The following is a 13,060-nucleotide window of genomic DNA, read 5'->3' on the forward strand; positions in this document are numbered from 1 at the left end:
CTTAGGCCAAACCGTAGCATGACGCAGGACGTAGGCTGGAGGGAGCGAGAGGGGAGGGGGCGCATGACCGTCGACATCACCGGGCGCTCGGCATCCGAGATCGCCGCGGACCTGCGGGAGCGCATCGAGCGCGGACAGCTGCAGCCGGGCGATGCACTCGCCCCCGTGCGCGCCCTCGCCGCCGAGCTCGGCGTGAACCGCAACACCGTCGTCGCCGCCTACCGCCTGCTCGCCCAGGCCGGACTCGTCGTCGCGCGCGGGCGGGGCGGCACGCGGGTCGCCGGCCTCGCTCCCGTGGCGCAGGAGGGGTATGCGGCCGGGACCGTGCTGCGCGACGTCGGCACGGGCAACCCCGACCCGTCGCTCATCCCCGACCCCGCCGCCGCCCTCGCGCGGTCGGGTCGTCCCGTGCTGTACGGCGAGCCGGTCGTCGACCCGGGGCTGGAGGCGTGGGCACGCGAATGGATGGCCGAGGGACTGCCCGACGGTGCTCCCCGCATCACCGTGACCAGCGGCGCGAGCGACGCGATCGAGCGACTGCTGGCCCAGGCACTGCAGCGCGACGACGCCGTCGCCCTCGAAGACCCCTGCTTCCTCTCGGCGCTGCACACGGTCCGTCAGGGCGGCTATCGCGCGGTGCCGGTGGCGGTGGATGCCGAGGGCATGACCGTCGAGGGGTTGCGGGCCGCGCTGGCCGACGGCGTCCGGGCGGTGATCTGCACGCCGCGCGCGCACAACCCCACCGGCGCGAGCCTCACCGAAGAACGCGCGGCGCAGCTTCGGGCGGTGCTCGCGGACCACCCCTACGTGCTGGTCATCGAGGACGACCACTTCTCGCTGCTCTCGCGCGCTCCCCTCCGCTCGGTCATCGGGGACGCCCAGCAGCGGTGGGCCCGCATCCGCTCGGTGTCGAAGTTCCTCGGACCGGACATGTGCCTCGCGGTCGTGGCATCCGACGACGAGACCGCCGACCGACTCGCGCTGCGTCTCACCCCGGGCACGACCTGGGTGAGCCACATCCTCCAGCGGCTCACGCTCGCCCTCGTCACCGACCCCGAGGTGCGCCAGGGGATCGACCGGGCCGCGGCGCACTACGCCGCCCGCAACGACGCGTTCGCGGCAGCCCTCGAGACCCGCGGACTGCCCGTCTCCGTCGGCGACGGCCTCAACCTGTGGATGCCGCTCCCGGTCCCCGCCGCCCGTGTTCGCGAAGACCTCATGCGCCGCGGCTGGCTGGTCCGCGACGGCGACCACTTCTTCCTCTCCCCCGACACCGCCGGCGACTACCTCCGCCTCACCGTCCACCAGCTCGACGACCAGGAGGCGACGGCCCTCGCCGACGACCTCGCCACGGCCGTCGCCGCGCTCCGGCCGACGCCGCGAGGTGGGAGGATCGAAGGATGAAGGTCCTCTCGATCCAGTCGGCCGTCGCGTACGGCCACGTCGGAAACTCGGCCGCCGTCTTCCCGCTCCAGCGCATCGGCGTGGAGGTGCTGCCCGTCTACACGGTCACCTTTTCCAACCACACCGGCTACGGCGCGTGGCGAGGGCCCCTGATCTCCCCCTCCGACGTCGCGGACGTCATCACCGGGATCGAGGAGCGCGGGGTCCTCGGCGAGATCGACGTGGTCCTGTCGGGCTACCAGGGCGGCGAGGGCATCGCCGACGTCATCATCGACGCCGTCGCGCGGGTGAAGAAGGCGAATCCGGACGCCGTCTACGCGTGCGACCCGGTCATGGGCAACGCCAAATCGGGCTGCTTCGTCGCACCGGCCATCCCCGAGCTCCTGCGCGAGCGGGTGATCCCGGTGGCGGACATCATCACGCCCAACCAGTTCGAACTCGGCTTCCTCACCGGCACCGAGCCCGGGAGCATCGAGTCGACGCTCGACTCCGCCGACCTCGCGCGCGCCCGCGGACCCCGCACGGTCCTCGTCACGAGCGTCGAGCGACCCGACCGCGAGCCCGACACGATCGAGATGATGGTCGTCGACGACGGCGGTGCCTGGATCGTGCAGACGCCGCTCATCCCGATGAAGGCCAACGGCTCGGGCGACGTCACGGCAGCGCTCTTCACGTCCCACTACCGCCGGAGCGGCGACGCCGCCGACGCGCTCGCGCGCACGGCATCCAGCGTGTTCGATCTGCTCTCGAACACGTACGAGGCCGGCTCGCGCGAGCTGCTGCTCGTCGAGTCGCAGGAGGCGTACGCGCACCCGCGCCTGCAGTTCCCCGTGCGGCGGGTGCGCTGAGGCATCCCCCGCCCGCCGGGTCCCGGCGTCAGCCGCCGTAGACCTCGGTGTACGCGTCGAGCCAGCCGGCGGTGTCGCGCGGGCACATGTACGTCGTGCCGTAGACCATGAGGTTGGCGATGGGCGCCTCCGCCGCCGTGCGCTCGTCCCCCTCGAGGCTCTGGTCGACGAGCTGGGCGAAGAGCGGCGACGTCGCCACGTGCGTGCGGAGCGTATCCGCATTCACGACGTGCGAGTTCAGGATCGCGGTCTCGCACGCGTCGGAGACGAGGGCGAGCGAGAGGCTCTCGTCATCGGCGGTCCACTCGAACCCCTGCTCCTCGACGTAGGACTTCTGGTCTTCGATGAACTGCTTCTGCGCCGGGGTGACCGCCAGCGGCGTGCCGTCGAGGGGCAGCTGCTGCTCCTGAAGGAAGCGATCGCGCTCGGCGATCGGATCCTCCGCCGCCGCGCCCGCGTCGGGGCTGGAGTCGTCCGTCGGGGAAGGAGTCGCGAGGAAGGGATCTTCGGGCGCGGTCACGGGCGCCTGCATCCCGTCCGGCCCGAGGGGACTCGGAAGCCGGAAGCATCCCGTCGTCGTCCCGAGCGCCGCAGCGACGATGAGGGTCAGGACGAGGGGACGCAGGGGAGCCTTCATTCCCCTACCGTAGCGGCCGGGCGCGCACTCCCCCGTCGATCGGTGGGTCAGGCGTTCCACGCGTCGGCGACGGTGCGGCGCACGTCGCCGAGCAACTGGGGCAGGGCTTTGGTCTTGGCGATGATCGGGAAGAAGTTGGCATCCGATGCCCACCGGGGAACGATGTGCTGGTGCAGGTGCGCGTCGACGCCGGCGCCGGCGATCGCCCCCTGGTTCATGCCGAGGTTGAATCCGTCGCAGCGCGACACGGCGCGGAGCACGCGCATGCCGCGCTGCGTCAGCGCGCCGATCTCGGCGACCTCTTCGTCGGTCGCCTGGTCGTAGGTGGCGATGTGGCGGTACGGGCACACGAGCAGGTGTCCGGAGTTGTACGGGAAGAGGTTGAGCAGCACGTACGCGCTTTTTCCCCGGGCGACGATCAGGCCGTCCTCGTCCGACTTCCCCGGAGCCGCGCAGAACGGGCAGTTCTGCTCCATCGGCTCACGACCGGCCTGGATGTAGGCCATGCGGTGCGGTGTCCACAGACGCTGGAACTCGTCGGGCACCCCCGGGAGCTCCGCGGCGGCGATGATCTGCGCATCGCCGCCGTCGGAGGCATCCGGTTCGTTCGTCACGCCAGCTCCTCGGCGGTGTCGACGAGTGCGCGGGTCGCGATCGCGCCGGTGATGCGCGCGATGGCCTCGTCGACCGGGATGCCGTTGAGCTGCGTGCCGTCGCGGAAGCGGAACGACACGGTGCCACCGGCGCGGTCGGCCTCGCCGGCGATGAGCTGGAGCGGCACCTTCTGCGTGGTGTGCGTGCGGATCTTCTTCTGCATGCGGTCGTCGCTGTGGTCGACCTCGGCGCGCACGCCCTTCGTGCGGAGCTCGGCGACGATGCCGTCGAGGTACTCGCCGTACTCCGCGGCCACCGGCACCGCCACGACCTGCACGGGCGAGAGCCACACCGGGAACGCGCCGGCGTAGTGCTCGAGCAGGATGGCGAAGAAGCGCTCCACCGAGCCGAAGAGCGCACGGTGGATCATCACGGGACGGTGCTTCTCGCCGTCGGGCCCGGTGTACTCCAACTCGAAGCGCTCGGGCTGGTTGAAATCGAGCTGGATCGTCGACATCTGCCAGGTGCGGCCGATCGCGTCGCGGGCCTGCACCGAGATCTTCGGGCCGTAGAACGCGGCTCCGCCCGGGTCGGGGACGAGCTCGAGGCCGGAGGCCTCGGCGACCTCTCGGAGGGTCTCGGTCGCCTCGGTCCACAGCGTGTCGTCGCCGATGAACTTGGGGTTGCCCTCCTCCTTCGTCGACAGCTCGAGGTAGAAGTCGTGCAGGCCGTAGTCGCGCAGCGTCTGCAGCACGAAGTCGAGGCTGTGGGTCAGCTCGCCCTTCACCTGGTCGGCGGTGACGTAGATGTGCGTGTCGTCCTGGGTCATGCCGCGCACGCGGGTCAGGCCCGCGAGCGTGCCGCTCTTCTCGTAGCGGTAGACCGACCCGAACTCGCTCAGCCGCAGGGGCAGCTCGCGGTAACTGCGACCGCGCGAGCGGAAGATCAGGTTGTGGAACGGGCAGTTCATGGGCTTCAGGTAGTACTCCTGGCCCTCGCGCGACACGTGCCCGTCGGCATCCACGACCTCGTCGAGCGTCATCGGGGGGTACATGCCGTCGGCGTACCACTGCAGGTGACCGCTGGTGATGAACAGGTCGCCCTTGGTGATGTGGGGCGTGTTCACCACCTGGTAGCCGCTGGCGAGCAGACGCTCGCGCATGTAGCGCTCGATCTCGTACCGGATGATTCCGCCCTTGGGGTGGAACACGCTCAGGCCCGGGCCGATCTCGTCGGGGAACGAGAAGAGGTCGAGCTCCTTGCCGAGCTTGCGGTGGTCGCGCTTGGCGGCCTCTTCCAGACGGTGCTGGTAGGCGCGCAGGTCGTCCTTGGTCGCCCAGGCGGTGCCGTAGATGCGCTGCAGCTGCGGGTTCTTCTCGCTGCCGCGCCAGTAGGCGCCGGCGATGCGGGTGAGGTCCCAGCCGTTGCCGATCAGGCGCGTGCCCGGGACGTGCGGTCCGCGGCACAGGTCTTTCCAGACGGTCTCGCCGTCGCGGTTGACGTTGTCGTAGATCGTCAGCTCGCCGGCGCCGACCTCGACGTTCGCGCCCTCGGCGGCCTCGGCGGATCCGCCCTTGAGGCCGATCAGCTCGAGCTTGAACGGCTCGTCGGTGAGTTCTGCCCGGGCCTCGTCGTCGGTGACGACGCGGCGCACGAAACGCTGGTTCTCGCGGACGATCCGCTCCATCTCCTTCTTGATGACCTTGAGGTCTTCCGGAGTGAAGGGCTCGTCGACCTGGAAGTCGTAGTAGAAGCCGTCGGTGACGGGCGGTCCGATGCCGAGGTTCGCCTGGGGCTTCACGCGCTGCACGGCCTGGGCGAGCACGTGCGCCGTCGAGTGCCGCAGGATCGACAGCCCCTCGGGGCTGTCGATCGTCACCGGCTCGATCCGGTCGTGCGCGTGGACGGTCGTCGCGAGGTCTTTCAGCTCACCGTTCACGCGCAGGGCGACGACCGAACGGTCGGGGAAGAGGGCGAAGCCGTCGGCGGGATAGGTCTGCTCCGACGGCAGGGCGGCATCAGTCAAGGCGGTCTCCTGGATGGGTCGATTCCAGGCTACCCGCCGGGCGTGGCCTCGACGGCACGCGGAGTGCCGCATAGTGGAGCGGTGACTCTGGCCATCATCGGCGGCGTGCTGTGGATCCTCGGCATCATCGCGCTCCTCGTCGGCATCTTCCCCGCCGACCAGGCCCTCGCCGTCGCCGACCGCGTCTGGCCCATCCTGCTGTTCGTGGTCGCTGTCACGGTGGTGGCGGAGCTGGCATCCAAGGCGGGGTTGTTCGACGTCGTCGCCGCCCGCCTCGCGCGGATCGCGCGCGGGCGCACGGCGTGGTTGTGGGTGCTCGTCGTCGCACTGGCCACCGTCGCGACGGCCTTCCTCTCTCTGGACACGACCGCGGTGCTGCTCACCCCGGTCGTGGTGGCCATGGCGGTGGCCCGGAAGCTCGACCCGCTGCCTTTCGCGTTCGTCACGGTGGTGCTCGCGAACACCGCGTCCCTCTTCCTGCCCGTGTCCAATCTCACGAACCTGCTGGCATCCGACGCGCTGGGCGGCCACGACCCCGTGGCCTTCCTCGCTCTGCTCGGCCCGTCCGCGCTCATCGCCGTCGCGGTGTCGGTGGTGGTCCTGACGGTGGTGTTCCTGCGAAAGCTGCCGAAGACGTACCCGGATGCCGCCTCCCCCGCCGTCGCGGACCCCGTCCTGCTGCGCGTGTCCGCCGTCGTCACCGTGGCCCTGCTGCCCCTGCTCGTGATCGGGCTGGACCCGTGGATGCCGGCCCTCGCGGCCGCGGTCGTGCTCATCGTGACCTTCGCCCTGCGCGCGCCCCGGGCTCTCGGCATCCGGCTCGTACCCTGGTCGCTGCTCGTGTTCGCGGGCGGGCTGTTCCTCGCCGTCGGCGCGCTCGAAGCCGTGGGCATCGGTCGCGTCACGTCGGTGCTCGCCGGCTCGGGCGACGACCTCGTGTCGCTGTGGCAGTTGGCGGGTGTCGGAGCGCTCGCGGCGAACGGGATCAACAACCTCCCGGCCTACCTCGCGATGGAGTCGGTCGCCGGCTCCCCCGTGCGTCTGGCGGCACTCCTCATCGGGGTGAATGCGGGACCGATCGTCACGCCGTGGGCCTCGCTCGCGACGCTGCTGTGGCACGACCGGTTGGTGGCGGCGGGAGTCGAGGTCCGATGGAGCCGGTTCATCCTCCTCGGTGCCGTCATCGCGCCGCTGATCCTCGTGCTCGCCGTCCTGCCTCTGGCGCTGTGAGCGTCAGCCCTCGTGGGCGCGGCTCCAGGCCTTCTGAGGTTCGATGAGCCAGACCGCGAACCCCTCCCGGAGCTCGTACGGCCGGCCCGTGTAGAGGGTGGCGATGCGATCGATGTACGGCAGGGCTTCGGCGCCCGCGATGCGCGCGACGGCCTCGCCACGGACGAACGCCATCGCGTAGGGATCGTCGACGGCGGTGACCGAGACCGCGACCCGCGGATCGCGGGAGAGATTGCGATCCTTGAGCCCGCCGGATTCAGTGAAGATCGCGAGGCGGTCGCCCTCCGCGCCCACCCACACGGGCACCGTGTGCGGGGAGCCGTCGCGCATCAACGTGGCGAGGTGCGCGACGGCGCGGGTCTCGAAGTACGGCTTCGCGGTCGTCCAGTCGCTCATGTCGGCGATAACCCCCCGATCGTCGGGCGCATTCCGGGTCAGGAGCGCGAGGCCATCGGAGCCTGGTCGTTGGGGACCTCGCGGAAGACCATCTCCTCGCGATGCGGCTGCTCGCGGACGGCGACATCGTCGGGCTCGGGGATGACGTACAGGCCGCGTCCCGAGTTGGCGTTGTACGTCAGGGCGTGGAGCCACGTGCTGCTCAGCTGCGGGTTCCGACTGCCGTGGTACTTGAACACCATCGACACGTTGGGGTGGATGTACACGGTGGTCCGGCCGCCGCCGATGCTGATGTCGTCCTTCCAGGTGAAGGGGAAGCTCTCGCCGCGCCGCACCTTCGCCATGATCACCGCCTGCAGATGGGCGAGGAGACGATCCTCGAAATCGACTTTGATGTTGCCGTCGTAGATGAATTTGCCCATGGCAGCCCTCCGGGGAGGCATCCCGCGGACCGCGCATTCCTGGCGAGAAATGACGAACGCGGATGAAAGGGGATGCCAACGCTCTCGGGGGCAACATCTCGCGAATCCCCCCGAAACGCAAACCCGGTTGCGGCCGAGCGGGTTTGGAGCTATGTCCGTTTCGCGCAGGAATCACTCTCCCCGCGAGATGCGGAGGATGACGCGGTCGCCGGGGCGGCGCTGCAGTCGGCGCACGAACGCTTCCAAGCCGATGATGGCGCGGAACTGCCACCCATACTTGCGTCGCAGCGCCGCGTCGGCGCGGCGCTCGTCGACGCTCGGACCGGCGATGCGTCCGCGGGCCTCGACGACGACGGCATCCGGTTCCACGGCTCCCATGCGGGAACAGGGACGCAGCGTGACGCGGTCGTCGTTGCGAAGGCGCTTGACCTTCCCGGTCTTGCGTTCGGTCGTGACGACCAGCTCGTCGCCGTCCCGCGCGATCCACACGGGCGTCGCAACTGCGGTGCCGTCGCGCTTGAAAGTCGCGAGGGAGACGAACGGCGACGACGCGATCTCACGCCAGAGGGTGTCGGGGACGGTCATGCGTTTCACGCTAGTGCGAGCGAATTGCTCGGCCCCCGGGCTTGCGCATCGTGAATCACCACTGCGCTCATATGAAACGTTGAGCATTGTTCACACGAATGGAACACATCGTGCATGAGCCCTCTTCGCCGGGCGTGGGATTCTTCGAGGTAAGGAGGTCCGCATGTCTCGCCACCACATCGCGACCCACGCCTACGATTTCCGCCGAGGTTGGGTGCGCATCCCCCCGACCTCGCTGACCGCGGAGCACGCGGTGTCGTTGCGGGATCAGGGGTTCACCATCGTCCGCTCGCGTCGCGGCTGGTTCAGCTCGCGCGAGCTTCCCCTCAGCTGGTACCTGCGGCGCGTGGACGGCGGTGTGTCCGACCTGACCCGCATCCCCGTGTCGCCCGCGGAGCAGGCGGCCGCGCTGCGCGAACGGCTCGACGACACCCCGGATGCCGAACCGGCAGCCGACGAGGCCGATCCGGTGCGCCCGTCGACACGCCGCGTGCGGCAGCGCGCGGGCGACGAGGAGCAGTAGCGGGGCGTCCGGGTCGCCGGCGGGTGGCAGGCGCTCCTCTGCTCATCGACGGCGCTTCGACCCGCCGGTGCGCGGGCGGAAAAGCGAAAACCCCCGGCAAGCCGGGGGTTTCAGGTGGTGCGCGATACTGGGATCGAACCAGTGACCTCTTCCGTGTCAGGGAAGCGCGCTACCGCTGCGCCAATCGCGCCTATGAAGGCTGTTCAGTTGTAGGCGAGGTGGCGACGGGATTCGAACCCGTGTAAACGGCTTTGCAGGCCGGTGCCTAGCCGCTCGGCCACGCCACCGTGTGTGGTTCGACCCACGTGTCGTGATCTCCCGTCGGAAACCTGACGGCGATCTTCACACTCGAGCGGATGACGAGACTCGAACTCGCGACCCCAACCTTGGCAAGGTTGTGCGCTACCAACTGCGCTACATCCGCATTTCGTTCCCGGGGCTTGCCCCGAGCACTCGTAAGACATTACCCGATTGCGAGGCGTGCGCAAAACCGGACGCGGCCCGCGCGTGTCCGCCGCCACGGTCGGGAGAGGCTCCCCGAATCGGGTAAGGTAGTCGAGTCCCGTTCGGGACATTGGGCGATTGGCGCAGTTGGTAGCGCGCTTCCTTCACACGGAAGAGGTCGTCGGTTCGAGTCCGGCATCGCCCACCGCACAGCCCCCGGTTCGCCGGGGGCTTCGTCGTCTCCCGGCGGCGCCTGGGCTGACGGCATCCCTTCCCCTAGGCTCTGCCCATGGAGCAGACCGCCACCCGTCCCCCGCCCGGCACTCGACTGCGCGGGTACTCCTCGGCGGTCGTCCTCGTCGTCGGCGTCCTCCTCGTGCCGATGGTGATCACCGTCGCCTCCAACAGCTGGACCCCGCCGGACGCACACGATTACGTGCGCATGGCGTTCGCGCAGGTGGCGGGAGCAGTGGTCGCCATGACGGCCGCGGTGGGTCTCGTCATCCACCGGATCGCCCGTCGCAGTCCGCTCCGTGACACCGTCTGGTTCGGTCTGATCGCGGCGGCGATCGTCGCATGGCAGGTCTCGAACCTCTCCTTCGCGGCGGACATGCTGCTCCAGCGACTGCTTCCCGCAGGCGTCTGACACCGCGACGGATCGTCGAGACTGCATCTCGCTGACAACTCCGCTGCAGCGTGCAGTGGAGATGTCAGGCGGATGCAGTCTCGCGGAATGCGACCCGCACCACGCCGTGCGCGCCCGGCACCACGCCGTGCGCGCCCGGCTCAGCCCAGGCGCCACCCGTAGCGGGCCTGGAGAGCGGATGCCACGGCCTCGAAGCGGCGTCGGTCCAGGGCTGCGGCCTCCCGGCGCATGCCGGCGTCGTGCACGAGGTAGAGCTGCTCGATGTCGACCCACGACGGGCGGCGCTGCGGGTCCCACTCCCCAGTGCCGAGCGCCAGATAATCGGTGTCGCCCGCGTGCGGCTTGCTGGTGAGGCGCACGGCGTAGGAGCGGGTGGCATCCGCTCGCCCGATGACGAGCACTGGCCGGTCCTTGCCGCGTCCGTCGCGTTCTTCGTACGGCACCCAGGTCCACACGATCTCGCCGCCGTCGGGCGCGCCGTCGCGTTGCGGGGCGTAGGAGAGCGTCATTCGTCGCGGAGGGGCGACCTCCACCGTCGCGGTCTCACCGGAGCCCTGGCCGGGCCGTGGGGGCGCGGACGGGCTCGTTGCGGCAGCGCCGGACCCCTGGCCGGGCCGTAGCGGCGCGGAGGGCTGCGGCGACGTGGACGGCCGGAAGGCCCGCAGGAAGGCGGAGACGAGGCGTGCGGCGGTTCCCATATCCACACCCTAGACAGTGCTCCGCCGACTCCCCGACGCACGAAGAACGGGGCGCCACGGACGGATCCGTGACGCCCCGTTCCGGGGAGTGCGTATCAGCGGGCGTCGGTGAGGACGTAGCCCTCTTCGCCGTGCACGATGGTGTCGATGCCGGCGATCTCGTCCTCGTTCTTCACGCGGAAGCCGATCGTCTTCTCGATCGCGAAGCCGATGATGTAGGCGAGCACGAACGAGTAGATCAGGACCGCGAAGGCCGCGATGGCCTGCACGAGCAGCTGGTTGAAGGAGCCGCTCTCGACGAGGCCCGTGCCCCGGGCGAAGATGCCCAGGTAGAGGGTTCCGAGCAGACCACCGACCAGGTGCACGCCGACCACATCGAGCGAGTCGTCGAAGCCGAGTTTGAACTTCAGCTCGATCGCCAGGGCGCAGATCGCACCGGCGAGGAGGCCGAGCAGGATCGCCCAGATCGGGTCGAGAGAGGCGCACGCGGGGGTGATGGCGACCAGACCCGCGACGGCGCCGGAGGCGGCACCGACGGAGGTGGGCTTGCCGTCCTTGATCTTCTCGACGAGCAGCCAGCTGAGCAGGGCCGCCGCCGGGGCGATGATCGTGTTGACGAAGGCGAGGGCGGCGGTGCCGTCCGCGGCGAGCTCCGAACCGGCGTTGAAGCCGAACCAGCCGAACCACAGCAGGCCGGCGCCGAGGAGCACGAAGGGCGGGTTGTGCGGGGCGTGAGCGCCCTTCTGGAAGCCGACGCGCTTGCCGAGGACGAGCGCGAGGGCGAGGGCCGCGGCACCGGCGTTGATGTGGACCGCGGTACCACCGGCGAAGTCGATCGCGCCGACACCGAAGACGTCCTGCATGCCCTTGGTGATCCAGCCGCCGTAGGAGAACGAGCCGTCGTCGGCGAGGCCGAAGTTGAAGACCCAGCTGGCGACGGGGAAGTAGACGATGGTCGACCACAGGAATGCGAAGACCATCCACGAGCCGAACTTGGCGCGGTCGGCGATGGCGCCCGAGACGAGCGCGACGGTGATGATGGCGAACGTGGCCTGGAAGGCGACGAAGGCCAGGGGCGGGTAGGCCGCACCCTCGGGCGTCTCGAGGACACCGGTCAGGCCGAGCTCGTTGAAGTCGATCGCCCACGGGGCCTGCGTGACGCCCGCGTCAGTGGCGGGGAATGCGATCGCGTAGCCGTACAGCGCCCACAGGACTCCGATGAGTCCCATCGCGCCGAAGCTCATCATCATCATGCTGATGACGCTCTTGGCCTTCACGAGGCCGCCGTAGAAGAACGCCAGGCCGGGCGTCATGAGCAGCACGAGTGCCGCTGCTAGCAGGATGAATGCGGTGTTGCCTTGATCCATCTCGGAGGGAACCTCTCTGCAGGGACGCAGGTGTAGCGTCGGGTCCCCTCAGTGTTCACAGCCCCGGTTTCCATCGGCGTGGGAATCGTGTTTCGAACGCGTTACAGCCGCGGCGGTCGTGTAAACATCACGTTTCGCGGTGCCGCGAAGCGGCGATGAAACGGCCCGTCAGGAATGCGTCAGGGCCACGAGACGTGACACGGCACGCAGGTACTTCTTGCGGTAGCCGCCCGCGAGCATCTCGTCGGCGAACACGGTGTTCAGCGGAACCCCGGTGGCGCGGATCGGGATCTGCGCGTCGTAGGCCCGGTCGACGAACGCGACCAGTCGCAGCGCCGCGGACTGGTCGTGCAGCACCTTGACGTCGCGCAGCCCGATCGCGTCGACGCCGTCGATCAGGCGGATGAAGCGCGACGGGTGCACGCGGGCGAGGTGCGCGACGACCGCCGTGAAGTCGTCGTCGGTCGCGACGCCGCGGGAGGCGGCATCCTGGATCGCGTCAGCGTAGTCGACGTCCGTCAGCACGCGGGCCTCGCCGTCGATGGCGCGCTGACGGAAGTCGGTGCCGTCGATGCGGATCGTGCGGAAGCTGTCGGACATGGACTGGATCTCGCGCAGGAAGTCCTGCGCGGCGAAACGTCCTTCGCCGAGTGCGTTGGGGGGTGTGTTCGACGTGGCGGCGAGACGGGTCCCGGATGCCACGAGCTCGCCGAGCAGCCGGGTCATCACCATCGTGTCGCCCGGGTCGTCGAGTTCAAACTCGTCGATGCAGAGCAAATCGGAGCCGCGGAAGAGCTCGACCGCCTTGGCGTAACCGAGGACGCCGACCAGCGCGGTGTACTCGATGAACGAGCCGAAGTACTTCCGACGGGCGGGCATCGCGTGGTAGATCGACGCGAGCAGGTGGGTCTTGCCGACACCGAATCCGCCGTCCAGGTACACGCCGGGCTTCACCGGCGGGGTCTTCTCGGCGCGGCGGAAGAAGCCGGACTTCTTCGCCGGCGCACCCTGGCCGGTCGCGAAGGTCTGCAGCAGCTCCTTCGCATCCTGCTGCGAGGGGTAGGCGGCATCCGCCCGATAGGACTCGAAGGTCGCGCCGTCGAACTGCGGCGGCGGCACGAGCGCGCTCACCATCTCGGCGCCCGAGATGGCCGGCTCGCGATCGATGAGGTGCACGACACCGGTCGTCGCGGGCGTTGAGGTCATGGCCGTCCTGTGTCGCAGTCTTACGGGAGGGTGC

At 69.6% G+C, this 13,060-nt stretch carries 14 protein-coding genes and 4 tRNA genes; 6 read left to right on the top strand and 12 right to left on the bottom strand.

Annotated elements, in window-relative coordinates; translation table 11 throughout:
- Positions 1–63 precede the first annotated feature (63 nt).
- A complete protein-coding gene (locus CSIV_RS10785) occupies positions 64–1,404 on the top strand; it encodes an aminotransferase class I/II-fold pyridoxal phosphate-dependent enzyme (protein WP_077051434.1) in 1,341 nt (446 codons plus the stop codon).
- Complete coding sequence (gene pdxY / locus CSIV_RS10790; RefSeq protein ID WP_077051435.1) at positions 1,401–2,252, top strand: pyridoxal kinase PdxY; 852 nt, start codon at positions 1,401–1,403, stop codon at positions 2,250–2,252. The genes CSIV_RS10785 and pdxY overlap by 4 nt, the downstream gene beginning before the upstream one ends.
- A gap of 28 nt (positions 2,253–2,280) precedes the next feature.
- Here pdxY and CSIV_RS10795 read toward each other — a convergent pair whose 3' ends face one another.
- Genes CSIV_RS10795 through thrS form a run of 3 tightly spaced genes read right to left on the bottom strand, consistent with a single transcriptional unit; the run spans position 2,281 to position 5,509 of the window.
- Positions 2,281–2,889, bottom strand: a complete 609-nt coding sequence (locus CSIV_RS10795) for a hypothetical protein (protein WP_077051436.1) — start codon at positions 2,887–2,889, stop codon at positions 2,281–2,283.
- Positions 2,890–2,936: 47 nt separating this feature from the next.
- A complete protein-coding gene (locus CSIV_RS10800; protein ID WP_077051437.1) occupies positions 2,937–3,503 on the bottom strand; it encodes an HIT family protein in 567 nt (188 codons plus the stop codon).
- Positions 3,500–5,509 carry a threonine--tRNA ligase gene (thrS, locus tag CSIV_RS10805; protein ID WP_077051438.1) on the bottom strand — a complete coding sequence of 670 codons (2,010 nt, stop codon included), beginning with the start codon at positions 5,507–5,509 and terminating at the stop codon, positions 3,500–3,502. The genes CSIV_RS10800 and thrS overlap by 4 nt, the downstream gene beginning before the upstream one ends.
- Before the next feature lie 81 nt (positions 5,510–5,590).
- On the opposite strand from thrS, the gene CSIV_RS10810 reads away from it, so the two are divergent.
- Positions 5,591–6,739 carry an SLC13 family permease gene (locus CSIV_RS10810; protein WP_139340686.1) on the top strand — a complete coding sequence of 383 codons (1,149 nt, stop codon included), beginning with the start codon at positions 5,591–5,593 and terminating at the stop codon, positions 6,737–6,739.
- A gap of 3 nt (positions 6,740–6,742) precedes the next feature.
- On the opposite strand, the gene CSIV_RS10815 is transcribed toward CSIV_RS10810, so the two are convergent.
- From CSIV_RS10815 to CSIV_RS10825, 3 genes are all read right to left on the bottom strand, one after another.
- Complete coding sequence (locus tag CSIV_RS10815; RefSeq protein ID WP_077051439.1) at positions 6,743–7,135, bottom strand: TIGR03618 family F420-dependent PPOX class oxidoreductase; 393 nt, start codon at positions 7,133–7,135, stop codon at positions 6,743–6,745.
- Between the two features lie 38 nt (positions 7,136–7,173).
- Positions 7,174–7,557, bottom strand: coding sequence for a DUF7882 family protein (locus tag CSIV_RS10820; protein ID WP_077051440.1), 384 nt, complete (start codon positions 7,555–7,557; stop codon positions 7,174–7,176).
- Between the two features lie 171 nt (positions 7,558–7,728).
- Entirely contained in the window at positions 7,729–8,142 is a 414-nt protein-coding gene (locus CSIV_RS10825) for a PPOX class F420-dependent oxidoreductase (protein WP_077051441.1), read from the bottom strand.
- Between the two features lie 163 nt (positions 8,143–8,305).
- Here CSIV_RS10825 and CSIV_RS10830 point away from each other — a divergent pair, with 163 nt between their 5' ends.
- A complete protein-coding gene (locus tag CSIV_RS10830) occupies positions 8,306–8,665 on the top strand; it encodes a hypothetical protein (RefSeq protein WP_077051442.1) in 360 nt (119 codons plus the stop codon).
- A gap of 115 nt (positions 8,666–8,780) precedes the next feature.
- Here the strand turns inward: CSIV_RS10830 and CSIV_RS10835 are convergent.
- From CSIV_RS10835 to CSIV_RS10845, 3 genes are all read right to left on the bottom strand, one after another.
- Positions 8,781–8,855 (bottom strand) — tRNA-Val (locus tag CSIV_RS10835).
- Positions 8,856–8,881: 26 nt separating this feature from the next.
- Positions 8,882–8,952: transfer RNA gene (locus tag CSIV_RS10840), tRNA-Cys, on the bottom strand.
- 64 nt (positions 8,953–9,016) lie between these two features.
- Positions 9,017–9,089, bottom strand: a tRNA-Gly gene (locus CSIV_RS10845).
- 152 nt (positions 9,090–9,241) lie between these two features.
- Here CSIV_RS10845 and CSIV_RS10850 point away from each other — a divergent pair.
- Together CSIV_RS10850 and CSIV_RS10855 are read left to right on the top strand one after the other, a co-directional pair.
- Positions 9,242–9,314 (top strand) — tRNA-Val (locus CSIV_RS10850).
- An 84-nt stretch (positions 9,315–9,398) separates the two neighbouring features.
- Positions 9,399–9,755, top strand: a complete 357-nt coding sequence (locus tag CSIV_RS10855; protein WP_077051443.1) for a hypothetical protein — start codon at positions 9,399–9,401, stop codon at positions 9,753–9,755.
- 140 nt (positions 9,756–9,895) lie between these two features.
- Here CSIV_RS10855 and CSIV_RS10860 read toward each other — a convergent pair whose 3' ends face one another.
- From CSIV_RS10860 to zapE, 3 genes are all read right to left on the bottom strand, one after another.
- Complete coding sequence (locus CSIV_RS10860; RefSeq protein ID WP_077051444.1) at positions 9,896–10,453, bottom strand: type II toxin-antitoxin system PemK/MazF family toxin; 558 nt, start codon at positions 10,451–10,453, stop codon at positions 9,896–9,898.
- A gap of 95 nt (positions 10,454–10,548) precedes the next feature.
- Complete coding sequence (locus tag CSIV_RS10865) at positions 10,549–11,820, bottom strand: ammonium transporter (RefSeq protein WP_077051445.1); 1,272 nt, start codon at positions 11,818–11,820, stop codon at positions 10,549–10,551.
- 168 nt (positions 11,821–11,988) lie between these two features.
- The gene (gene zapE, locus CSIV_RS10870) at positions 11,989–13,026 is read right to left on the bottom strand and encodes a cell division protein ZapE (protein ID WP_077051446.1); all 1,038 of its coding nucleotides are present in this window, start codon (positions 13,024–13,026) and stop codon (positions 11,989–11,991) included.
- Positions 13,027–13,060 lie beyond the last annotated feature (34 nt).

Origin of the sequence: Microbacterium sp. CSI-V, assembly GCF_001984105.1 — a bacterium.
Lineage (GTDB): Bacteria > Actinomycetota > Actinomycetes > Actinomycetales > Microbacteriaceae > Microbacterium.

Bases quoted from the DNA above. Each gene is read 5' to 3' on its own strand.
- CSIV_RS10815 (WP_077051439.1), bottom strand. From the start codon at position 7,135: ATGAGCGACTGGACGACCGCGAAGCCGTACTTCGAGACCCGCGCCGTC.
- CSIV_RS10785 (WP_077051434.1), top strand. From the start codon at position 64: ATGACCGTCGACATCACCGGGCGCTCGGCATCCGAGATCGCCGCGGAC.
- CSIV_RS10830 (WP_077051442.1), top strand. From the start codon at position 8,306: ATGTCTCGCCACCACATCGCGACCCACGCCTACGATTTCCGCCGAGGT.
- CSIV_RS10855 (WP_077051443.1), top strand. From the start codon at position 9,399: ATGGAGCAGACCGCCACCCGTCCCCCGCCCGGCACTCGACTGCGCGGG.
- CSIV_RS10820 (WP_077051440.1), bottom strand. From the start codon at position 7,557: ATGGGCAAATTCATCTACGACGGCAACATCAAAGTCGATTTCGAGGAT.
- CSIV_RS10865 (WP_077051445.1), bottom strand. From the start codon at position 11,820: ATGGATCAAGGCAACACCGCATTCATCCTGCTAGCAGCGGCACTCGTG.
- CSIV_RS10860 (WP_077051444.1), bottom strand. From the start codon at position 10,453: ATGGGAACCGCCGCACGCCTCGTCTCCGCCTTCCTGCGGGCCTTCCGG.
- zapE (WP_077051446.1), bottom strand. From the start codon at position 13,026: ATGACCTCAACGCCCGCGACGACCGGTGTCGTGCACCTCATCGATCGC.
- pdxY (WP_077051435.1), top strand. From the start codon at position 1,401: ATGAAGGTCCTCTCGATCCAGTCGGCCGTCGCGTACGGCCACGTCGGA.
- CSIV_RS10795 (WP_077051436.1), bottom strand. From the start codon at position 2,889: ATGAAGGCTCCCCTGCGTCCCCTCGTCCTGACCCTCATCGTCGCTGCG.
- CSIV_RS10825 (WP_077051441.1), bottom strand. From the start codon at position 8,142: ATGACCGTCCCCGACACCCTCTGGCGTGAGATCGCGTCGTCGCCGTTC.